Here is a 21,554-nt window from a genome sequence, read left to right as displayed (position 1 = left end):
CCTCTCCGCCAGCCGGGGGCTGGCTGTTCAGGCCTCACTGCTGAGTAGTGCGGTGAGCAGCGCCACTGCGCCGCTCTTGTCGAGTGGGTTGTTCTGGTTCCCACATTTCGGCGACTGTACGCAGGATGGACATCCATCCGTGCACTCACAGTGTGCAATCGCCGCCCGTGTCGCGGTCAACCACTCGCGCGCCGCGGCGTAGCCGTGTTCCGCGAAACCCGCGCCGCCCGGGTGGCCGTCGTACACGAAGACGGTGAGGCGGCCGGTGTCCGCGTGCTTGGCGGTGGACACTCCGCCGATGTCCCAGCGGTCGCAGGTGGCGAACAGTGGCAGCAGGCCGATCGACGCGTGCTCGGCCGCGTGTGCCGCGCCCGGCACGTCGTACAGGCCGAGCCCGGCGACGACGGAGTCGGGCATGGTCCACCAGACTGCTTTGGTCCGCAGAGTGCGTTCGGGAAGGTCGAGTGGCTGCTCATCCAGTACGTCGCCTGTGGCCAGGAGCTTGCGCTGGTACGACACCACCTGGCTTGTCACCTGGACCCAGCCGCGCGACAACTCCGCCGTACCCCAGCGGCACGTCTCCTCGGTCGCGAGGATGCTGATCTCGGTCACGTCCCGCGCGAAGGTGCTGTAGTCGGGTGAGGCCGGCTCCACGACGGCCGCATGGCCCTCGAGGTCCAGAGTCCGGACCAGGTAGGACTCGCCGGCGTGCACGTAGACGGCGCCCTCGTGGACCGAGGCGTGTGCGGAGCCGCCGTCGACAGTGCCGAGCAGGCGACCAGTCTGGTCTTCGACGATCTGGACTGTCTTGCCGCCGGCGGAGCGGATGTCGATGGCGTCCACTGCGCGCTCTCGCCGCGTCCAGAACCAGCCGTGTGGTCGCTCCCGCAGTAGGCCCTGTCGGACCAGCTGGGCGATGACGGCTGGCGTCGTACCGCCGAAGATCTCGTAGTCCGCCTCTGTCAGCGGCAGCTCCTGCGCGGCGGCACACAGCTGCGGTCCCAGCACATAGGGGTTCTCCGGGTTGAAGACTGTCGCTTCGACAGGCCGTCCGAAGATGGCAGCGGGGTGACGCACCAGATAGGTGTCCAGTGGATCGTCGCGCGCGATCAGTAGGGCCAGCGCGTCGCCACCGGCTCGTCCAGCGCGTCCGGCCTGCTGCCAGAGCGACGCGCGCGTGCCAGGCCAGCCAGACAGCAGTACGGCGTCCAGCCCGGCAATGTCGATGCCCAGTTCGAGTGCGTTGGTTGCGGCGACTCCGGTGAGCTCACCGCTCTGCAGCATGCCTTCGAGCCGTCGGCGCTCCTCCGGCAGGTAGCCAGCCCGGTACGCCGACACCTGGTCGACCAGCGACGGATCGACCTCAGCCAGGTTGTCCCGAGCTGTCATAGCTACCGTCTCGGCCCCGCGCCTCGAGCGCACGAACGCGACGGTCCTCACTCCCGACACGACCAGATCGGTCAGCAGGTCGGCCACTTCGGCCGTCGCGGAACGTCGTACTGGTGCACCGTTCTCTCCGCGCAGAGAGGTCAGCGGCGGCTCCCACAGGCCGAAGGAGATGCCACCGCGCGGAGAGCCGTCCTCAACGACCTCACGCATCGGCAGTCCAGTCAGGCGCTCACCGGACACCGCCGGCTCGGCGACAGTCGCGGATGCGCAGATGAAGATCGGGTGAGCGCCGTACTGCGCACAGACCCGACGCAACCGACGCAGCACACCGGCGACGTGCGCTCCGAAGACGCCGCGATAGTGGTGGCACTCGTCGACCACGACGTACTGCAGGTTGCCCAGGAAGAGCGCCCAGCGCTGGTGGTTCGGCAGCACGGAGCGATGCAGCATGTCCGGGTTGCTGAGTACGTACGTCGCATGGTCGCGGGCCCAGTCACGTTCGGTGCGCTCCGAGTCGCCGTCCAGCGTCGTCGCCCGCAATCCGGGCACGGTGTACGACGAGATCGCCCGCAGTTGGTCATGCGCCAGCGCCTTGGTCGGCGACAAGTACAGAACAGACGCCGTACGGCGGTGGGGCGAGGCGGCCTGGGCGATGCTCAACGTGGCAAAGGCAGGCAGCAGGTAGCCGAGCGACTTACCCGACGCGGTTCCGGTCGCGACCACTACATGCTGACCGCTGTACGCCGCCTCCGCGGTGGCGACCTGGTGAGTCCATGGAGCGGTGATGCCGGCGTCGGCGAGCTGGCCCAGCACCTCGGGTGGGACCCAGCGGGGCCAGTCACACGTTTGTCCCAGCCGGGGCGGCACCGACTCGACATGAGTCAGCCGGTCGCCGCGACCGGCGGCAAGGCGCTTCAGGACAGCCGCTGCCTCACCACCTCCACGCATGCCGTGAGCCTAGCTTTTTGGATGGACAGATCGACTTCGGGTGTAACGAGATGAAAGAGTTTTGGGCAACGGCCCTACTCACGGTCCGTACATGGTTGAATGCAGCAGTTCACGGGAACGGAGGCCGAAGTGGATCTGTCGCTGACCGCACGCGCCGAGGGCGGGCGGACCGTCATCGAGGCGGCGGGGGTGATCGACCTCTACAACGCGCCGAAGCTGCGCGAGAAGATCGCCGCGCTCGTCGACGACGGGGTCTATCACCTGGTGATCGACCTGGAACGCGTGGAGTTCCTGGACTCCAGCGGCCTCGGCGTGCTCGTCGGCGGACTGAAACGGGTGCGCACCCACGACGGATCCCTGTCCCTGGTCTGCACCCAGGAACGGCTGCTCAAGATCTTCCGGATCACCCAGCTGACCAAGGTCTTCGAGATCCACCCGGACGTCGCCTCGGCGATCTGAGCATCCGAAAAGGTAGCCCCGTCACTACAAAGCGTGACCGGGATGGCGGGGCGGAGAAGAGAGGCGCAGCACCTACTTGCCGTGCGGGCCGGGTATGGCGTAGACCACCCTGTCGTCAGGTCTGGTCGGAGACCCGTTAGAGTGACGCAGCGCGCCGGTCATCGGCGCTGTGTCGTATTTCCCCAACCCTTCGGTTGCGGCAGGACGGGGGCCGTCAAGTCCTGAGGGGTTGCCTACAAGGAGGACGGATGTCCGCGCTGCTTGCACAAGCGGTGGATCTTTCGTCGAGCAACACCACACTGGTGATCGTCGTCGGAGTGATCGCGGTCCTCGCGGTCGCCATTGCGATGGTCTTCCGGGGCCAGGTGCTTGCCGCGAACGATGGCACCGAGAACATGAAGACGATCGCCGCGGCGGTCCAGGAAGGCGCATCGGCCTACCTGAACCGGCAGTTCCGGACATTGTCGGTCTTCGCCGTGGTCGCGTTCCTGTTGCTGTTCCTGCTGCCCGCGCACAGTGACGGCGACAACGAGACGACGCTGAAGATCTTCCGGTCCGTCTTCTTCCTGGTCGGTGCGGGCTTCTCCGCGCTGATCGGCTACCTGGGCATGTGGCTCGCGACGCGCGCCAACGTCCGGGTCGCCGCGGCCGCCCGGGACGAGGGCCGCGACCCGGCGATGCGGGTCGCGTTCCGGACCGGCGGCACCGTCGGTATGGCGACCGTGGGCTTCGGCCTGTTCGGCGCCGCGCTCGTCGTACTGCTGTTCAAGGGTGACGCCCCGACCGTGCTCGAGGGCTTCGGTTTCGGTGCCGCCATGCTCGCCATGTTCATGCGTGTCGGCGGCGGCATCTTCACCAAGGCCGCCGACGTCGGCGCCGACCTGGTCGGCAAGGTCGAGCAGAACATCCCCGAGGACGACCCGCGCAACGCCGCCACCATCGCCGACAACGTCGGCGACAACGTCGGTGACTGCGCCGGTATGGCGGCCGACCTGTTCGAGTCGTACGCCGTGATGCTCGTCGCCTCGCTGATCCTGGGTAAGGCCGCCTTCGGCGAGCAGGGCCTGATCTTCCCGCTGATCGTGCCGGCCATCGGCGCCGTCACCGCGGTCATCGGCGTCTTCCTGACCCGGCCGCGGACCGGTGAGAATGGTCTGCGCACGATCAACCGGGCGTTCTACATCTCGGCGATCATCTCCGCGGTGCTGTGTTCGGTGGCCGCGTTCGTCTACCTGCCGAGCAGCTTCGGTGACCTGACCGGCGCCACCGAGACGATCGCCGCCCACGACGGCGACCCACGGCTGATCGCCACCGTCTCGGTGCTCATCGGCATCGTGCTGGCCGCGATCATCCTGGCCCTGACCGGCTACTTCACCGGCACCGAGGACAAGCCGGTCAAGGACGTCGGCAAGACCTCGCTGACCGGTGCCGCGACCGTCATCCTGTCCGGTATCTCGGTCGGCTTCGAGTCTGCCGTCTACACCGCACTGGTGATCGCGGCAGCCGTGTACGGCGCCTTCCTGGTCGGCGGCTCGGGTGTCGTCGCGCTGTTCGCGATCGCGCTGGCCGGTTGTGGTCTGCTCACCACCGTCGGCGTCATCGTCGCGATGGACACCTTCGGCCCGGTCTCCGACAACGCGCAGGGCATCGCCGAGATGTCCGGAGACGTGGACGGCGAGGCGGCCCAGATCCTGACCGAGCTGGACGCCGTCGGCAACACCACCAAGGCGATCACCAAGGGCATCGCGATCGCCACCGCCGTACTGGCCGCGACCGCGCTGTTCGGTTCCTACACGGACTCGATCTACGCGGTGCTGAACGACGCGGGTGACGCGGCGTTCAACGCGGACGCCCTGGTCTTCGACCCGTCCACCCTGGTCGGCATCATCATCGGTGCCGCCGTGGTGTTCATGTTCTCCGGTCTCGCGATCAACGCCGTCGGCCGGGCCGCCGGCGCGGTCGTCTACGAGGTACGTCGCCAGTTCCGCGACATCCCCGGGATCATGGAGGGCACCGGCAAGCCGGAGTACGGCAAGGTCGTGGACATCTGCACCCGCGACTCGCTGCGTGAGCTGGCCACCCCAGGTCTGCTCGCGATCACCGCGCCGATCGCCGTCGGCTTCGGCCTCGGTGCCTCCGCGCTGGCCGGCTACCTGGCTGGTGCGATCGCGTCCGGCACCCTGATGGCGGTCTTCCTGGCCAACTCCGGTGGTGCCTGGGACAACGCGAAGAAGCTGGTCGAGGACGGCAACCACGGTGGCAAGGGCTCGCCCGCGCACGAGGCCACCGTCATCGGTGACACCGTCGGTGACCCGTTCAAGGACACCGCCGGTCCGGCCATCAACCCGCTGATCAAGGTGATGAACCTGGTCTCGGTGCTGATCGCCCCGGCCGTCGTGGGCATGTCCACGATCGGCGAGGACACCAACACTCCGCTGCGGATCGGCATCGCCCTCGCGGCGGTGGTGATCCTGGCCGCGGCCGTGATCGTCTCCAAGCGCCGTGAGTCGGTCATCGCCGACACCCCGGCCGAGGTGAACGCAGCAGCCTGAAAGTTCTATTGAAGTTGAAACGGCCCGCTTCGGCGGGCCGTTTCTTCTTTGGTCACCTGAGAGTCGACTTTCGGCTGATGCGAGCCGATGCCCGGATGGGGGATCGTCGGGGTTGCGGTCAGGGGTATAACCGATGGCCGTCCGGTCCGTACCGGCGGCAGAATCAACCCACGGGTGGACACACCGGATCCGCCCCGGGTCCGATGTTCTGGCCCGGTCGGACCTCGATACTGAAGTCGACCACCGACACAACCGCGCCACCCAACGAGGAGTACGGCGATGATCGAGGCACAGGGCCTCACCAAGCGATACGGCCAAACGGTTGCCGTTGACAACCTGTCATTCACGGTCAAACCCGGCAAGGTGACCGGCTTCCTAGGCCCGAACGGCGCCGGCAAGTCGACCACCATGCGGATGATCCTCGGCCTGGACACCCCGACCGCGGGCGACGTCCGGATCGACGGCCAGCACTACCGCGACCTGCACCAGCCGCTGACCAAGATCGGCGCGCTGCTGGACGCCAAGTGGGTCCACCCGAACCGCTCCGCGCGGTCGCACCTGGCCTGGATGGCCGCGTCGAACAAGCTGCCGAAGTCGAGTGTCGACAAGGCGCTCGAGATGGTCGGCCTGACCTCGGTCGCGGGCAAGCGGGCCGGGGCCTACTCGCTGGGCATGTCGCAGCGGCTCGGCATCGCCGGCGCGCTGCTCGGCGACCCGGAGATCCTGCTCTTCGACGAGCCGGTCAACGGCCTCGACCCGGAGGGCATCGTCTGGATCCGCACGTTCATGCAGAAACTGGCCTCCGAGGGCCGGACCGTGCTGGTGTCCAGCCACCTGCTGTCCGAGATGTCGCTGACCGCCGAGGAACTGATCGTCATCGGCCGCGGCCGGCTGATTGCGCAGAGCTCGACCAGGGAGTTCGTCGACCGCGCCAGCGGTACGACGGTCAAGGTGCGTACGCCGCAGCTCGACCAGTTGCAGGGCATCCTGCAACAGCAGCAGGTCGTGACCCGGATCGAGGACTTCGAGGACCAGGGCAAGGTGCTGTTCGCCGAGGGCGAGCTGACCACCGACCAGATCGGCGAGACCGCCGCCGCGCACGGCATCGTGCTGCACGAGCTGACCCTGCAGCGCGGCTCGCTGGAACAGGCGTTCATGCAGATGACCGGTGACTCGGTCCAGTACCACGCACACGACGAGCTCGCTCACGTCGCAGACGTGAACCTTCCGGCGCCGTCCGGCACAGAGGTGGCCGCTGGGCCGAAGGAGGACAACTGACATGTCGGTGATCCAAGTCGAGCGGATCAAGCTCTTCTCCACTCGCTCACCGTGGTGGTGCATGGTCGTCGCGGCCGTGCTCACGATCGGCTTCGCCGCGTTGACCACCGCCTTCCTGAACAGCACCGAGGAGCAGCAGGCGACGATCTTCATCACCCAGCCGGGTGTCCAGATCAGCCAGATGGTGATGATGGTGATGGCCGCTCTGGCGGTCACCACGGAGTACCGCTTCGGCACCATCCGGACCAGCTTCCAGGCCGTTCCGCAGCGGACCGCGCTGCTGCTCGGCAAGACCGCGGTGGTGTCCTTCCTGGCCGGTGTGATCGGCCTGATCGCGGCCTTCGGCGGCTGGCTGGTCGGCTCGCTGTTCGCCGGCAGCGCCGATCTGGCCATCGACACCGCGGCCGAGTGGCGGCTGCTGGCCGGTGAAGGACTCGTGTTCGCGCTGTCCGCGGTGATCGCGGTGGCGGTCGGCATCCTGATCCGGCAGAGCGCCGGCGCGATCGCGATCCTGATCCTCTGGCCGCTGCTGCTGGAGAACCTGGTCCAGCTCATCCCGAAGGTCGGCGACGACCTGAACAAGTGGGCGCCGTTCTCGAACGCCAGCTCGTTCATCAACCAGGGTCAGGACGCGGGGCTGGCCGGCGATGTCGGCAGCAACTACGCGCTCGGTCCGTGGTGGGCCCTGCTGTACTTCGCCGGCTGGGCGGCGGTGCTGCTGACGATCGCCCTGTTCTCGGCGAGTAAGCGCGACGCCTGATGAAGACGACCCCGGCCGAGGTTGAGGGGCCCTGGCCGGGGACGCACACCCGGCCGGGCTGAGGGGTCCTGGCCGCTACGGCCCGTGGATCGAGTGATCCACGGGCCGTTCCCCTTTGCTCCGGCAAGCGTTTAACCTACGCTGCATGACCGACTGGGCGCGGGTGCGCGCCGATGACTTCGCCGTACCCGCCAATCGGCCGCTCACTGAGCTCGTCGCCGAGTTGTCCGGCATGTTGCGCTCGCCTGATCCGGTGATCCGCGACCTGCAGGCGTACTCGACGCTCGCGTCCTGGATCGACCTTGGGGTGCTCTCCGCCGATCAGCTCCGCGCCCTGGGCAACGAGATGGTGCCGCGGTTCGGTGACGACGAGATCCAGGCCCGGACCTTCGCGCCGCTCATCCTCGACTCGATCGTCACCGCCGGCGTCTTCGAGCCGAGCTGGGTGCCGCCGTTCGAGCGCTGGTACGTCGCTGAAGGCGACCTCCGCGGACACGACGCCAAACTTGGCTGGCTGCACGCCGTTGCCCACGGCAGCGACCTGCTAGGCACCCTCGGGCTGCATCCAGCCGTCGAACCCGTCCAGATGCTCCGGCTCGGCATCGGCCGCCTGCTGACACCAACGTCGTACGTCCTGCGCGATATGGAGGACGACCGGCTCGGTCGCGCTCTAGCCGCGACCCTGACCCGCGCCGACCTCTCCGAAGCCGATGCCGTCGAGTGGCTGGATCCTGCTGTCCGCCAGCTGTCGAATCCGCCTGTCGAGGGCATTACACCGGAGGTCACCAACACCATCCGGACGCTGCGGGTCCTGTATCTGCTGGTCGATCATGGTGTCCGCGTCGGCGAGGTGGTCGAGGTTCCGCACCGCGAGTTGGTCAAGACAAAGATCGTGGAGGTGGTGCGGATCGTCACGCCGTACTACTTCTGAGGTAGGGCCGCATCCGACTTTCGTCGCGGGTTCCCCTGGGAATTCCCCCAGGACGGTCGCGTCCCGGTCCAGGGCACGGTACAGGTGAGTTCCGGTGGAAGTGGAGGCCTTGTCCGTGACAAGGTCTGTGCTGGCAATACCGTGGCAACCCCTCCCATGGTGGTGCCAACGCCACTACCGCAGTAGTGCCAACACCATCAGATCTGGTCCTTGGCGAGGTTAGCTTTTGACTGACGAAAGCCGTCGGGGGTAGCAGTTCAGAGAGGGCGCGTGGAAGTCATGGTTGCGACATACCTGAAGAGATGGGTCGGCAGCCGGATCTTGAACAGAACCACCCGCAGGGGTGGTCTCGACCTGTCAAAGATGCGGATTGTCCCACGTCAGGTTTCGATGCCGCTGCGTCGCGTGGGAGTGGACCCGGTCCCGGAGCTGGGTCAGGTGCGCGAGGTCGAGCCGGTGCACAAACTGGCCCATCTGTTCGGGCTGAACGTGTGGGTGGTGAGCGGCCATGCGGAGGCGAAGTCGGTACTCGCGGACACCGCGAACTTCAGCAACGACATCCGGCCGCTGGTCGGCTCGGACCCGAACAAGCCGTCGGAGGGGATCGGCGGGCTCGGGTTCACCGATCCGCCGGACCACACCCGGCTGCGCAAGCTGCTGACTCCGGAGTTCACCAAGCGCCGGCTGGCCCGGCTGGAGCCGGTGATCGAGAAGATCGTGAACGACCAACTGGACCTGATGGAGGCGAAGGGTCCGGTCGTCGACATCGTCGCCGACTTCGCCTTCAACGTGCCGTTCCTGCTGATCGCCGACCTGCTCGGGGTGGAGGAGTCCGACCGCGACCGGTTCCGGGCGCTCGGACCGGCCCGGTTCGACCTGTCCGGCGGCGGGATCGGGGTGTTCGGGTCGGCTTCGGAGTCGCGGGACTTCCTCTTCGAGATCGTCCGTAAGCAGCGGGCGAACCCGGGAGACGGGCTGATCGGCTCGATCATCCGCGAGCAGGGTGACGACATCGACGACATCGAGCTCGGCGGTCTGGCCGACGGGGTGTTCCTCGGCGGGTACGAGACGTCCGCGAGCATGCTCGCGCTCGGCACGCTGGTGCTGCTGCGCGACCCGGAGAACTTCGAGCGGATCCGGAACGAGCCGGGCGCGGTCGACGCGATCGTCGAGGAGCTGCTGCGGTATCTGACCGTCGTACAGGTCGCGTTCCCACGGTTCGCGCGGCACGACCAGGAGCTGTTCGGCCAGCAGGTGAAGAAGGGCGACCTGGTCGCGGTGTCGCTGTCCGGCGCCGACCGGGACAAGTCAGTCTTCGGCGCCGACGCCGAGGAGTTCTGGCCGCAGCGGGCACCGGCTGCGCACCTCGCCTTCGGCCACGGCATGCACCGCTGCGTCGGCGCGGAACTGGCCCGGATGGAGCTGCGCGCCGCCTTCACCGCCTTGGCCCACCGCTTCCCGGACCTTTCCCTGGCCGTCCCCGAAGAACAACTCCGCTTCCGCGACTTCTCCATCGTGTACGGCGTCGAGTCCCTCCCAGTGCAGCTACATGCCGCCGACACTCAGCAGGTCGCCGGCTGAGGTGCGCGTGAGCTGACCGATTTGCTGTCGGCGAGCGGTTGCCGGCGGCGCGGAGGTCACGGTCGATGGCGTCAGGCCGCGGTTCGGTAGATGGCGCAGCCTCGGTGGCGGAGGGTGTGGACCCATTCGGGGACGACGGGGAGGTCTAGCCAGCGGAGGTCGAGCTTCTCGAGGGCTGGGAAGGCGTCGGGGCCTAGGTCGGGCAGGGTGTCCAGGTGGTTGGCTCGGAGGTCCAGGTGCCGGAGGAGTGGGAGTCGGCTGAGCTGGACCGGGAACTCGGTGAGCGCGTTGGCCCTCAGGCTGACCACACGGAGTTCGGTGAGGCGGTCGAAGGTCGCGGGTAGCCGCTCGATGGCGTTGCGGTCCAGGTGTAGCTCCCGGAGTGCGTGGAGGTCGCCGTACGTTTCGGGGAGTTCGGTGAGGTGGTTGCCGTAGAGGCGGAGCTCGATGAGCCGGGTGAGCTGTCCTAGTGACGCCGGTACGGCAGTGAGGCCGTTGTCGGTGGCGCCGAGGTAGGTGAGCGAGGCGAGGTCTCCGAGCGACTCCGGCAGCTCGGCGATCTCGAGGTCGCTCACGTAGAGGAACTCGAGCTGCTTCAACCGGCCGAGAGAGTCTGGGAGTGCTTTCAGCGGCTGGTGACTGAGATCGAGGATCCGGAGCTCGGTGAACTCTCCCAGCCAGTCGGGTAGTGCAGTGAGCTGGTTCTCGTGGAGATACAGCTCGCGCACGCCGGTGCGCTCGCGGATAGCTGGGTCGATCGAGCTGATGCCGGTGCCACCGAGGTTGATGGTGTGACGAGCCATCGCCTCATCCTAGAGCCCGTGGCGTTCCGCGAAGGCCGATAGCTGGTCGCGTTGCTCGGCGGGATCGGCGCTCGACGTACTGACCACGAGGCGGGTGACACCTTGCGCCGCCGCCCGGCTCGAACCGCCGATGTGAATGGGCAGGTCAGCCAGCGGTTTGGGGAAGCTGACGAGATCCTCGAACGCGAAGAACTCACCCGAGTAGCTGACCCCGTCCGCGCTGCCGGACCACAGCAACCGCAGTACCTCGATCGCTTCATCCGTACGGCGACCACGCGTCCTGAAGTCGACCCCGGTCGCCCGAGCCTCGCCCGGCAGACTGCCAAGGCCGACCGTCAGCAGCCGCATCCGACCCTTCGACAGTACGTCGATGGTCGCCAACCGCTTCGCCAGTACACGGGATGGTGGTACGGCAACAGCAACACCCCCGTGCCGAGCAGGATCCGCTCAGTCGCCGCCGCAACGAACGCCAGCATGTCCAGCGGATCGCCGTACGGCAACGTCGCCGGCATCTCCACCCCACCAAACGTCGCCCCGCGATACAGCACCACATGCTCCGGCAGATACAACCCCTCGAACCTGGCACAGAGGGGTCGGTGGCTGGATCGGGTCGTGACAGGGGTGGGGGTGGGTGGTCACAATGGGCGGTCCGGCCCGAGATGCGGGTGGGGATCAGGGAAGGCCGCCGGCGGGTATGGGTAGTGGCGTGATGGGGACGGGTGATGCGCTCACCGCCCGGATCGCTGCTGCGATGACAGCGGCTCAGTCGGGTGGGCATGCGACTGCGGCGGCGGAGATCGAGGCGATTCGGGCTGAGCTTGGTGGGGTGCCGAGTTATCAGTTGGCCGCGGTTGAGTATGTGCGTGGAGTGACGGCTCATCATGCGAGTGATGCGGACGAGGCGCTCAAAGCGGTGGATGCGTGTATTGCCGTGGCGAAGGCGATCGACGAGCCGGGGTGGGAGGCGAACGCGCTGCCGATCCGGATCATCAACCTGGCCCGGAGTGGTCGTGGTGGTGACACGGTCAAGGACCTGGTCGCGGCCGAGCACGCGTTGAGCCGGACCAAGGACGCCGGGCTCACCTCGTGGGCGCACACCGGGCTCGGCTACGCGTATGACGTCCTGCGCCTTTACGAACTGTGCATTCCGCATTACGAGCTCGCCACCCAGATCGAGGCGGACGTGTTCGAGTTGGCCGAGTCGCTCGCGATCGACCGGCTGAACCTGGCCGAGACGTACCTGCGCTGGGCGCATGAGCTCGAGCGGCTGGGCGATCCGTCGTACGAGCGGGAGATCCAGGAGCGGCTGGGATCCGCGGCGTACTGGGCGCGGGAAGCGGAGCGCGTGGTCGTTGACGACGAGAGCCAGGACTTCTGGCGGTTGAGCGCGCGGCTGTGGCTCGCGGCGGCGGCCACCACGGAGGATCCGGCCACGGCTGTCAGTGAGCTGACCGAGTGCCGCGACGAGATCAGCAAGCTGGGCGAGACCGAGCGGCTCGCGATCGCGGGCGCCTACCTGGCCAGGGCTCTGCAAGCCCACGGCGACCCGGAAGAGGCGCAGGCGGCGGCCGAGCGGGCGGAGGACGACCTGATTCCGTTGGCGGATCCGGCCACACATCTGCTGGTGTTGCAGACCAGATCGGTACTCGCGGCATCGTCCCAAGAGCCGGGAGCCGTTGCAGGGTTGGAGTACGCGCGTTCGGTCGCGCGCGCCTGGTGGCGGGAGCGGCAGCGGGCGCTGAACGCCGTACGGCATGCGCTTGCCACCCATGACTTGTCGGCACGGCACGACGCCGAGTGGCATGCGGCGCGGCAGGATCCGCTGACCGGGGTGGGGAACCGCCGGGCGATGGACGAGCGGCTGACCGCGGCCCGGGACTCGGGGCGGGCGGTGACCGTGTTGGCCATCGATGTAGACGATCTGAAGGTGGTGAACGACACTTACGGGCACGCCTGTGGGGACGAATTGCTGCAGCTTGTGGCAAATCTGCTGGTAGAACAGGCGCGAGCGACGGATGCCGTGATTCGATCGGGAGGCGACGAGTTCTTCGTGGTGCTCGATCAGCCGGACGCCAAGGGCGGTGCGCAACTCGCCGACCGGATCCGGACCGCGGTCACGGCCATCGCGGCGGCGACACCGAAGGCCTGGCTCGGGCGGCTCGGGCTGAGCATCGGCTACGCCGCCACGGCCGAGGGTGTGCCGGTGGAGCGGCTGATCGCCACCGCGGACCGTCGCCTGTACGACGACAAACGCCGCAGGCGGTGAGGCGACAGGGGGTAAGGGGTGCGCGAGACGTCGGGGGTGACCGCGCGGATCGCGGCGGCGATGACGCTTGCCCAATCGGGCAGTCCGGCTGAGGCCGCGCTCGCGATCAGCCGGCTGCTGACCGAGCTCGGGACCGAACCGAGCCCGGAACGGGCCGCTGCCGAGTACGTGCGTGCCGTCGCGGCGCACCACGGCACCGACGCGGTCGAGGCGCTGGACGCGGTCGACAGCTGTATCCGCGTCGCGCGCGCGATCAACGAGCCGGGCTGGGAGGCCAACGCGATCGCGATCCGGATCGTCACCCTGATCCGCACCGGCGAAGGCGGTGACTCGGTCGCCGACCTGGTAGCCGCCGAGAACGCCCTCTCCCGCACCCGCGACCTCGGCCTGGCCGGCTGGGCGCACACCGGCCTCGGTTACGCCTACGACCTGCTGAGGCTCTACGAGCTGTGCATCCCGCACTTCGAGCTGGCGGCCGAAGGGGATCACGACCCGCTCGGGCTGGCGGAGGCGCCGGCGATCAACCGGCTCAACCTGGCCGAGTCGAACCTCCGCTGGGCGCATGAGCTCGAGCGGCTGGGTGACACGTCGTACGACGAGGAGATCCGGGAGCGGCGGCGGGAGGCGCACCGGTGGGCGGGTGAGGCGGTCGAGGTGATCATGCACGCCGACCTGCTCGGATACTGGCCGATCGCCGGGCGGATGTGGCTGGCTGCCAGTGACGACGACACCGACGCTGCCGAGGCCGCAGTAGTCCTCAGGGACTGCCGTGACCAGCTGGCGAAGCTGGGCGACCTGGAGCTGGCCGCGATCGCGGGGACCTACCTGGCCAAGGCGTACGCCGCAGTGGGGCGGCTCGACGACGCGATTGAGGCTGCACACCGGGCGGGGAGTGATCTGCCACTGACATCTGATCCGCCGGTCGAGGCACTGGTCCGGCACACGGCTGTGCAGATCGTGGCGGCGTCTGGCGACGCTGGAGCGCTCACTGGGCTGCAGTATGCGCGGGCGATCACCAGAGGGTGGTGGGCGGAGCGGCTGCGTGGTCTGTACGCCGTACGGAGCGCACTGGCCAACCACGAGCTCTCGATCAGGCACGACGCGGAGTGGCGTGCCGCGCGGGAGGATCCGCTCACTGGTGTGGGTAACCGGCGTGCGCTGGACGAGCGGATGTCGGTCGCGCACGACGCGGGCCGGTCCGTGGCGGTGATCGCCATCGACGTGGACAACCTGAAGGTGATCAATGACAGCTACGGACACGCCTTCGGTGACGAAGTACTACGGCGGGTCGGGCACTTGCTGACCGAGCAGTGCCGGGCCGAGGACGTGGTGGCGCGGGCCGGTGGTGACGAGTTCGTCGTCGTACTGGACAAGCCGGACGAGCGTGGGTCGCGGGAGCTGGTCGAGCGCATCAGGGCGGCTGCGGACCGGGTGGCTGCGACGTCCGACGAGCCGTGGTTCGCCATGCTGCGGCTGAGCATCGGGCAGGCGAGCAGCACCGACGGTACGGCGGTCGGCGAGCTGCTCACGGAGGCGGACCGGCGCATGTACGCCGAGAAGCGTCGGCGCAGACGCGCTTAGTAGTCCAGAAAACCTTCCACGACAAGGCGTCTGACGTCCGGTAGGTAGCCGCGCAACATGTCCTCGAGCGGACGGTCGAGGAGGTCCGCGAGGGCGGCGAGGATCTGTCCGACGCTCAGGTCGCCGTCACAGGCTCCGACGAGGCCGGCAAGAACGGTGTCCACCTGCTCGGCGCGTCGAAGGCCGCGCTGGCGCCTCAGCACCATCGTCGCCGGGTCTTCGGCGCCAGGTGCGCCGGTCGTCTCCTGGATCACGTCTTCGGCGACGGTCAGGTGCAGTCCGGTCAGGTCGTCTGGGATGCCTTCGTTGCGTTCGAAGCGGCGTAGTACGTGAGGGCCGATGGGCTGCTCGATCTCGTACGGCCACGCCTCGGCCTCCAGCGTGCCCGCGACGTTGTGCAGGGTGATCCAGCCCATGCCGATCGCCTCGACGTCCTGCCCGTCGAGCCACTGCAGCCAGGCGTCGTACTTCGCTGTGTACTCGGGCGAGCCGTGCAGACCCGCATCGCGCAGCCACAACTCGACGTACTCGGACGGGTCGAGCTGCTCGCGCTGCACAGCCCAGGCCGACCGGTCGCCGGTCCAGCCGGCGATGCGGTCGCGCCAGTCCTCGCCTCGGACACAGGTCCAGTTGGCGAGGATCTGACACCAGCCGCCATCGGTCAGGTGGTACGGCGCCTGCCGGACGAGCTGCTCGACGAGGGAATCACCGGCGAGCCCGGTCTCGCGGTAGGTCAACCGTCCGTCGCCAGGCGAGATCACGTACGGCGGATTGCTCACGATCAGGTCGAACCGCTCGTCGCGGACCGGTTCGAACAAGCTGCCTGCCCGGACGTCGAGGTCGATCCGGTTGAGCGCGGCCGTCCACCGGGCGAGTTGAAGCGCCCGCGGGTTCACGTCGGTCGCGACGAGTTGGTTGACCCGTCCGGCCAGGTGCAGGGCCTGGATCCCGCAGCCGGTGCCGATGTCGAGCGCTCGCTCGGCCTTGATCGGCACGGTCAGATTGACCAGGCTCAGGCTGGCCGGCGCGATCCCGAGCACGTAGTCCGGCCGCATCGGCTCACGCCGCCCGTCCAGCCCCGGCGTCAGGTCCGCGACCACCCACCACTGCTGGTCGTCCTCGGCGTACGGCCGGATGTCCAACGCCGCCCGCGCCGACCCGCCTTCAACGGCGATGATGCCTAGAGCAACCAAATCCAGGCCAGGAAAAGCCTTGGAAACAAGGGATTCCGGTACGGCGCGCTGCAGCAGGAACAGCCGGATCATCGTATCGAGGTCGTCGCCTGAGGCGGTATGCCGGCCAGCGAGAGTGGTCTCATTGCGATCCAGCGCACCGTTGGCCTGCTCGCCGAGCCGATCGGCAACCCCCTCGACGGTGTATTCGGCCGCTTCGAATGCGTTGCGCAGCGCGTCCACAACGTCCCCCGTCAGCTCACTCATCCCCCCATCCTCGCACCACCCCACCCCGGCAACGCCACCCGTTCTCCCCCGAGGTGGTCCCTTGTGCCGGTGAACTTACAGCGGGGCAAGGGACAACACCTGATTCGACAAGCCCGACTCCCCGGTCCGCCCGGTCCGTGTGGGTACCTCGGGGTGAATGCCCGGCTGGTGGTGACCTTGTGCACCGCTCGACCATCGCGTGGCGGCGTGTCGTGGTCGAACCGTGCACAAGCCGGGCACGACGCCGTAACCACTCAGATGCAGGGTTGCCCGCTCAGATTCTCAGTAGGCAACCCTCCAGCTCAGAGGTTGACCCCTGAGCTGGAGGGTTCGCCCGGCAGGCCCGCGAGGGGGTGGTGTTGGGTCAGGGGTTGCAGGTTAGTTTGGCGTCTGCCCAGTCGGCGTGGTCGCTGGTGATGCCGTCGCCGCCGTCGGTGACCTGGAGGGTTAGGGTCTGGGCGCCGGTGACGTCCACCGACACGTTGGCGGTGGGTGAGGTGCCGGTGAGTAGGTCTGAGGTTTGCTTGACCACGCCGTCGGCGGCGACCTTGAAGCTGACCTTGCCGCGGTCCTCCATCTCGTCGTCGACGCCGACCTTTGCCGTGAAGGTGCTGCAGTTCCCACCCAGCCGGACGCTGACGGACGAGGGTGCGTGGGTGCCTAGTCCCTTCGCGTATTGCACGCCGTCGAGGGTGATCGGGCCGCCGTCGTTGGCGCCGTCCTCGCCGTTGCTGTGGTCGCGTTCGACCGGGCCCCAGCCGTTGGTCGAGTCGAGGAACTCCAGGTCGCTCACCCACGGTTGACCGGTAGGTGCCGGTGGCAACGGTTTGTTGGCGATGGTCGCGGCGAAGAAGCCCAGGCCGCCGCCGGGGAGTTTGATCGCCTTGACCGTCTTGCCCGGGTCCAGTGGTACGGCGGTGTAGAAGACGCGGTAGTCGGTCGTGGTGTTGCTGAGGCCTGCCTGGGTGTAGCGGCCCTTCACCGAGACCGCCAATTTCGCGCCGCCGGTGGTCGGGTCCTGGCAGCACCAGTTGGGTAGCGGGAAGGTGCCTTGGGACTGCGAGCCGTCGGTGTAGATGATCGTCACCGTGCCGCGGGCATTGAGGCTCGCGCCGGCGCCGAGCAAAGCCAGATGCGAACCGGTGCCGGAGACAAGGATCGGTGCGGGCTGATTCTTCACCAGGTTGGGCGTTCCGGGTGCTCCGCTCGGCCAGGTGAACGAGGCGCCTTGGACGTTCACGGTTGCGCCGGGCGTGTAACCGGCCGCGGCGAGTGCCTCGCCGTTGAAGCTGTTGCCGGAACCGTCGAAGTTGCCCTTGGCGTACGTCGACGCGTCGCTGATGCCGACCACATTCGCCGCCTGGGACAACGATGCGTACGGCAACTGAGCCGTGGCGAAGGCGCTATTCGTGTAGTTATTGCCCTGGGCAACATAGGCGGCCTCCAGTTGCAGGGTGAAGCTGGCCGGCTTCACGTCGGCACCGGGCGTCACCTGCAGCTTGGTCGTGATCGTCTTGCCAGGATCCACGGTGGCAAAGGTGTTCTGGCCGCTGACCGACCAACCGCTCGGCACCTTCACGTCCAAGCGCACGTTGCGCATGGTCGTCGTACTGTCGTTGCGGAAGGTCGCGGTGACCTCGGTCGGCTGGCCGGGTGCGCTCCACAGCGAGGGAGTGGTGAGCTCGGGTGTGCCGAAGGTGTTCGAGACAGCCGCGCCGCCACCGACGGACGACGTACCGATGAGCTGGACGACTGCGGTGCGTGCGGTGGAGATCGGCGCGGTCTTCACCCGGATGACGCCGTTCTCGTAAGTCCACGGCACCTTTCGGCCGTCCACGGTCACCTCGCGCGGCGCGGTGCCGGTGTGGACGGTGAGCTCGTACGGGCGTGCTGTCGGCTTGCCGGCGTACGTACCGACGCTGGCGCCGATCTTCACCGTCACATCACCGCGGTCCTTAACAGGTGCGTCGACCGCGAAGACCTGCTGCGCCGAGGAAGCAGCACGCGTCACCCGGTCGTCCTCATAGAGGGTGAACGACGACTTGCCCTCCGGGTAGATGTCGACAGTGAGCGGGTCGCCAAAAGCCTGCTCAGCGGCGGAATTGATCCCGGACTTCCACATCGGTACGACGGCGCCCGCCTTCACGAACAGCGGCAGCGTGTCCAGCCGAGCGTGGTAGCCGTTGACCGTCGTCGGACCCTGGTAGACCCGGCCGGTCCAGTAGTCGATCCACTGCCCCTCAGGCAGGTAGATGCCGTTCTTCACCTCGTCGGCGCTCCACATCGGTGCGACCAGGAACTCATTGCCGGCCAGGAACTCGTACTTCGTGGTGTCGTCCCACGTCTTCGGGTCGTCCGGGTACTCCAGCACCAGCGACCGGTTCAGCGGTGCACCGGTCCGATGCGCCTCGGCGGCGTACGTGTAGAAGTACGGGAGCAGCCGCTCGCGCAGCTTGAGGTACTTGCGGTTGATCGACGTGTAGGGATCGCCGTACGCCCAGGGCTGCTTGATCGCAGGGGTGGCCCAGCCCGACATCGTCATGAAGGCCGGGTTGAACACCTTCCACTGCATGTCCCGCACGTACGACGTGGCCGAGCCGCCGAAGATGCCGTCGACGTCACCGGCGCTGTAGGCGATACCGGAGTTGCCGGAGCCGGTGATGGCCGGGATCTGCCACTTGATGGCGTCCAGCGAACCGCTGTGGTCGCCGGTCCACTGCACTGCACACCGCTGCGCACCTGCCCAGCCCTCCACCATCCAGGCGAAGCCACGGGCGTTGCTGTACTGCTCTATCCCGCCATGTGCGGTGTCGCAGGCGGTCAGCGCGTGCCGGTAGCCCGGGCCGACCCAGGCGACGTCCAGCTTGCGCACGCGGACTCCGGCCTCGCCTACCTCAGCCGGCTGCCGGTCCAGCGAAGACTGCGTCCACAGACCCATCTGGATGTTGCGGCTGCGCAGCTCGTCACCGGTCTGCTTGAGCGGAGGGATCTCCCGCTTGCCCCACCACGTCCCGTCGACCTGCTCGAAGTCGGTGTTGTCGGAGTAGCCGCAGCCGTAGTCGTCGTTGACCAGCATCCAGCCGCCTGGCATGTCCTCGTCCTTGAACCGCTGGGCGACCTTCACCGCGTCCAGCGTGGTCACCTTGTCCGGGTGGACCTTCCAGTCGTTGCTGGGGTCCGGGTCGACGCCGTAGTGCCCACGGTTGTAGCAGTCCGAGTCGCCGTACTCGAGTCCGTAGATCGGTGGCATGAACGGGCGGCCGGTGAGCTCGGTGTAGCGGTCCAGCGAGGTCTTGAGGTCGCCGACGAAGTAGTACGCGTCGAACCGCTTCTCGTCGTGCGTGGTGGCGACAGGTGCGGTGAAGCTGTAGCTGCCGGGGCTGAACGTGTTCCGCAGTACGCCGTAGCCCGCCGTACTCATGTAGTACGGCGAAGCGTTCGGGTTGCCGCCGTCCTCCCAGTTGAAGTCGCGGGAGATCTTGATGGTCTGGTCGCGGTGGGAGAAGCGGCCGTTCTGCATACCGCCGCCGAAGAACTGCTCACTCGGACCGCGACCGAGCGACTGGGTGGTGGAGGTGTCGTCCCACGACAGCGGTGCGGTCTCGGCCCAGACCAGTTGGCCGTTCGACCGGTAGAGCGAGAACTTCAGCGGGTGCTTCTGCGCGCGGACCTCGATCTTTCCGGTCGTGAGGGAGTAGTACGCGCCGCGGTCGCGCCAGGACGTGCTCGGGGTCCCGTAGTCGGTCTTGCTGACGATGTTGGAGCCTTCACCGGTGTTCGCCGGATCCGTGAAGCCCCCGTCCGGCGCCATCCACAGCCGGAACACGTCGTCCTTCAGGAAGGCGACCCGGACCTTCGCCGCACCCGCGGTGAGGGTGTACGTCGCCTTGTCGGCGGAGAACCCGGTGATGTCACCGAGCGTGGTGATGTCGGCTCGCGCCGGACCGGTGGTTTGCACAAGAGCGCCGGCAACCAGCGCTATGGCGACTACTGAACGTTTCATGCGGACAAAGATGCTCACGAGTGCCTCACTTCACGCATCTATGAACAGAATGCGGTCATTGAAGCTCACCGTGGCCCGGTTGTCACCAGCTCGCGCCGTGATGAAGTTGGAACAGTGTCGCCATCACGGAGTGAAGCCCGGCGGTGACGATGAGTCGCATGGCGAACAGTCGACCCACCAGCCTCACCAGTCACACCGTCACCAGGCGTGGTGTGCTGACCACCGGCCTGGCCGCCGGTCTCGCGCTGGCTGCCCCAGGCTTCGCCGAGGCCGTTCCCCTCGACCCGGACCGGATCCGGACCGCCGACGATCCGAACTTCCACCCGGTGCAGTTCCTGCTGCCGCCGCCGACCGGCCGCAAGGCGCTCGGGACGACCGCGTTGCACCTGGTCGACCGGTCCCGGCCGGACCCGACCATGCCCAGCGGCAAGCGCGAGCTGATGATCAGTCTCTGGTATCCCGCGTCGGTCGTCGGCTCGGCGCCGTACGCGAAATACATGCCGGCCCGTACGGCGGTCGAGGTCGACGACGCGTGGACGGGGGAGTACGGGCTCGCTTTGCCGACCGGCACGTTCGACTTCCTGCACACCCAGACGAACTCGCGGGTCGACGCGCCGATGCAGCCGCTGCCGCATCCCGTCGTACTGTTTTCGCCCGGCTATCAGTACAGCCGGTTCGTGAACACGTCGCAGGTCGAGGACCTGGCCAGTCGCGGCTATGTCGTGGTCACCATGGACCACACCCATGAGACGCCGGTCGAGTTCCCGGGCGGCCGGTTCCTGCCTGGGGTGCCGGCCGATCAGCTGCCGGATCCGGCCTTCACCCGCACGGCGATGCAGACCCGGACCGCCGACGCGCGGTTCGTCCTGGACCAGCTCGAACGGATCGCCGGGGGAGAGAATCCCGATGCCGAGGGCAACGATCTGCCGCCGGGTCTCGGTGCTGGGCTCGACCTGGACAAGGTCGGCATGTTCGGCTTCTCACTCGGCGGCTACGCGACCGCGAACACGCTGCTCGAGGACGACCGCTTCGGCGCCGGTCTCAACCTGGACGGCACCCTGCAGGACGATCGCGCCAAGGGGCCGCTCGGCGAGGTCGCCCGGAAAGGGCTGGACCAGCCGTTCCTGCTGTTCGGCTCGGACAACAGTCAGCGGACCGACCCGCGGAAGGACGGCTACGACAAGTCCTGGGCCGGCTTCTGGGACGCCCAGCGCGGCTGGAAGGCGAACCTCGAGCTGACCGGGGCCAAGCAGAAGGCGTTCACCGATTTCCAGTTCGTCTTCGACCAGGTGTTCCGCGCGATCTACGGCGAGGACCCGATCATCAGTTCGGTGATGATCGCGCTGGTCGGGTCGGTCCAGCCCTACCGCAGCCTCTACGCCCAGCGCGAGTACATCGGTGCCTTCTTCGACCAGGCGCTGCGCAGGCGGCCGGAATTCCTTCTCCGGGGCGACTCGCCGAAGTTCCCGGAGGTCCGGTTCGCCCGCTGAGGTTGTGACGCACGCCACGATGCGACGCGCGGTGGCCGGGGTTTTCGGATACTTTCTGGAAGCCTGGGAGGTGT

15 protein-coding genes are annotated in these 21,554 nt (G+C 67.6%); 9 read left to right on the top strand and 6 right to left on the bottom strand.

Annotated features, from left to right (window positions below; all coding sequences use genetic code 11):
- Positions 1-27 precede the first annotated feature (27 nt).
- A complete protein-coding gene (locus EV646_RS15995) occupies positions 28-2,337 on the bottom strand; it encodes a DEAD/DEAH box helicase (RefSeq protein ID WP_132149201.1) in 2,310 nt (769 codons plus the stop codon).
- 99 nt (positions 2,338-2,436) lie between these two features.
- Between EV646_RS15995 and EV646_RS15990 the strand changes: the two genes are divergently transcribed.
- From EV646_RS15990 to EV646_RS15965, 6 genes are all read left to right on the top strand, one after another.
- Positions 2,437-2,796, top strand: coding sequence for an STAS domain-containing protein (locus tag EV646_RS15990; protein WP_277875115.1), 360 nt, complete (start codon positions 2,437-2,439; stop codon positions 2,794-2,796).
- Between the two features lie 248 nt (positions 2,797-3,044).
- On the top strand, positions 3,045-5,348 hold the full coding sequence (locus EV646_RS15985) for a sodium-translocating pyrophosphatase (RefSeq protein ID WP_132149199.1): 2,304 nt from the start codon (positions 3,045-3,047) through the stop codon (positions 5,346-5,348).
- A 279-nt stretch (positions 5,349-5,627) separates the two neighbouring features.
- A complete protein-coding gene (locus EV646_RS15980; protein WP_132149197.1) occupies positions 5,628-6,626 on the top strand; it encodes an ABC transporter ATP-binding protein in 999 nt (332 codons plus the stop codon).
- Position 6,627: 1 nt separating this feature from the next.
- Positions 6,628-7,386 carry an ABC transporter permease gene (locus EV646_RS15975; RefSeq protein WP_132149195.1) on the top strand — a complete coding sequence of 253 codons (759 nt, stop codon included), beginning with the start codon at positions 6,628-6,630 and terminating at the stop codon, positions 7,384-7,386.
- Positions 7,387-7,531: 145 nt separating this feature from the next.
- Positions 7,532-8,317 (top strand): DUF2785 domain-containing protein, encoded by a 786-nt coding sequence (locus tag EV646_RS15970; protein WP_132149193.1) that lies wholly within the window; start codon positions 7,532-7,534, stop codon positions 8,315-8,317.
- Between the two features lie 390 nt (positions 8,318-8,707).
- The gene (locus EV646_RS15965) at positions 8,708-9,898 is read left to right on the top strand and encodes a cytochrome P450 (protein ID WP_241996020.1); all 1,191 of its coding nucleotides are present in this window, start codon (positions 8,708-8,710) and stop codon (positions 9,896-9,898) included.
- 71 nt (positions 9,899-9,969) lie between these two features.
- On the opposite strand, the gene EV646_RS15960 is transcribed toward EV646_RS15965, so the two are convergent.
- The 3 genes from EV646_RS15960 to EV646_RS40835 are packed head-to-tail and all read right to left on the bottom strand — an operon-like array spanning position 9,970 to position 11,270.
- Positions 9,970-10,701 (bottom strand): leucine-rich repeat domain-containing protein, encoded by a 732-nt coding sequence (locus tag EV646_RS15960; protein ID WP_132149191.1) that lies wholly within the window; start codon positions 10,699-10,701, stop codon positions 9,970-9,972.
- Between the two features lie 9 nt (positions 10,702-10,710).
- The gene (locus tag EV646_RS15955; protein ID WP_199236999.1) at positions 10,711-11,082 is read right to left on the bottom strand and encodes an LLM class flavin-dependent oxidoreductase; all 372 of its coding nucleotides are present in this window, start codon (positions 11,080-11,082) and stop codon (positions 10,711-10,713) included.
- On the bottom strand, positions 11,037-11,270 hold the full coding sequence (locus EV646_RS40835; RefSeq protein ID WP_199236998.1) for an LLM class flavin-dependent oxidoreductase: 234 nt from the start codon (positions 11,268-11,270) through the stop codon (positions 11,037-11,039). The genes EV646_RS15955 and EV646_RS40835 overlap by 46 nt, the downstream gene beginning before the upstream one ends.
- 140 nt (positions 11,271-11,410) lie before the next feature.
- Between EV646_RS40835 and EV646_RS15950 the strand changes: the two genes are divergently transcribed.
- Together EV646_RS15950 and EV646_RS15945 are read left to right on the top strand one after the other, a co-directional pair.
- Entirely contained in the window at positions 11,411-12,967 is a 1,557-nt protein-coding gene (locus EV646_RS15950) for a GGDEF domain-containing protein (protein ID WP_132149189.1), read from the top strand.
- Positions 12,968-12,985: 18 nt separating this feature from the next.
- Positions 12,986-14,548 carry a GGDEF domain-containing protein gene (locus EV646_RS15945; protein WP_132149187.1) on the top strand — a complete coding sequence of 521 codons (1,563 nt, stop codon included), beginning with the start codon at positions 12,986-12,988 and terminating at the stop codon, positions 14,546-14,548.
- Here the strand turns inward: EV646_RS15945 and EV646_RS15940 are convergent.
- Both EV646_RS15940 and EV646_RS15935 read right to left on the bottom strand, forming a co-directional pair.
- Complete coding sequence (locus EV646_RS15940) at positions 14,545-15,987, bottom strand: DUF7059 domain-containing protein (protein ID WP_132149185.1); 1,443 nt, start codon at positions 15,985-15,987, stop codon at positions 14,545-14,547. The two genes, EV646_RS15945 and EV646_RS15940, sit on opposite strands and share 4 nt — an antisense overlap.
- Positions 15,988-16,351: 364 nt before the next feature.
- The gene (locus tag EV646_RS15935) at positions 16,352-19,990 is read right to left on the bottom strand and encodes an NPCBM/NEW2 domain-containing protein (RefSeq protein ID WP_132149183.1); all 3,639 of its coding nucleotides are present in this window, start codon (positions 19,988-19,990) and stop codon (positions 16,352-16,354) included.
- 158 nt (positions 19,991-20,148) lie between these two features.
- On the opposite strand from EV646_RS15935, the gene EV646_RS15930 reads away from it, so the two are divergent.
- Positions 20,149-21,480: an alpha/beta hydrolase family protein gene (locus tag EV646_RS15930; protein ID WP_158290969.1), complete on the top strand. Its 1,332-nt coding sequence runs from the start codon at positions 20,149-20,151 to the stop codon at positions 21,478-21,480.
- Positions 21,481-21,554: the final 74 nt, after the last annotated feature.

The sequence above is a fragment of the Kribbella antiqua genome, assembly GCF_004345665.1.
Lineage (GTDB): Bacteria > Actinomycetota > Actinomycetes > Propionibacteriales > Kribbellaceae > Kribbella > Kribbella antiqua.
This window is presented reverse-complemented; position numbering and strand designations above follow the sequence as displayed.

Bases quoted from the DNA above. Each gene is read 5' to 3' on its own strand.
- EV646_RS15995 (WP_132149201.1), bottom strand. From the start codon at position 2,337: ATGCGTGGAGGTGGTGAGGCAGCGGCTGTCCTGAAGCGCCTTGCCGCC.
- EV646_RS15990 (WP_277875115.1), top strand. From the start codon at position 2,437: ATGCAGCAGTTCACGGGAACGGAGGCCGAAGTGGATCTGTCGCTGACC.
- EV646_RS15985 (WP_132149199.1), top strand. From the start codon at position 3,045: ATGTCCGCGCTGCTTGCACAAGCGGTGGATCTTTCGTCGAGCAACACC.
- EV646_RS15980 (WP_132149197.1), top strand. From the start codon at position 5,628: ATGATCGAGGCACAGGGCCTCACCAAGCGATACGGCCAAACGGTTGCC.
- EV646_RS15975 (WP_132149195.1), top strand. From the start codon at position 6,628: ATGTCGGTGATCCAAGTCGAGCGGATCAAGCTCTTCTCCACTCGCTCA.
- EV646_RS15970 (WP_132149193.1), top strand. From the start codon at position 7,532: ATGACCGACTGGGCGCGGGTGCGCGCCGATGACTTCGCCGTACCCGCC.
- EV646_RS15965 (WP_241996020.1), top strand. From the start codon at position 8,708: ATGCCGCTGCGTCGCGTGGGAGTGGACCCGGTCCCGGAGCTGGGTCAG.
- EV646_RS15960 (WP_132149191.1), bottom strand. From the start codon at position 10,701: ATGGCTCGTCACACCATCAACCTCGGTGGCACCGGCATCAGCTCGATC.
- EV646_RS15950 (WP_132149189.1), top strand. From the start codon at position 11,411: ATGGGGACGGGTGATGCGCTCACCGCCCGGATCGCTGCTGCGATGACA.
- EV646_RS15940 (WP_132149185.1), bottom strand. From the start codon at position 15,987: ATGAGTGAGCTGACGGGGGACGTTGTGGACGCGCTGCGCAACGCATTC.
- EV646_RS15935 (WP_132149183.1), bottom strand. From the start codon at position 19,990: ATGAAACGTTCAGTAGTCGCCATAGCGCTGGTTGCCGGCGCTCTTGTG.
- EV646_RS15930 (WP_158290969.1), top strand. From the start codon at position 20,149: ATGGCGAACAGTCGACCCACCAGCCTCACCAGTCACACCGTCACCAGG.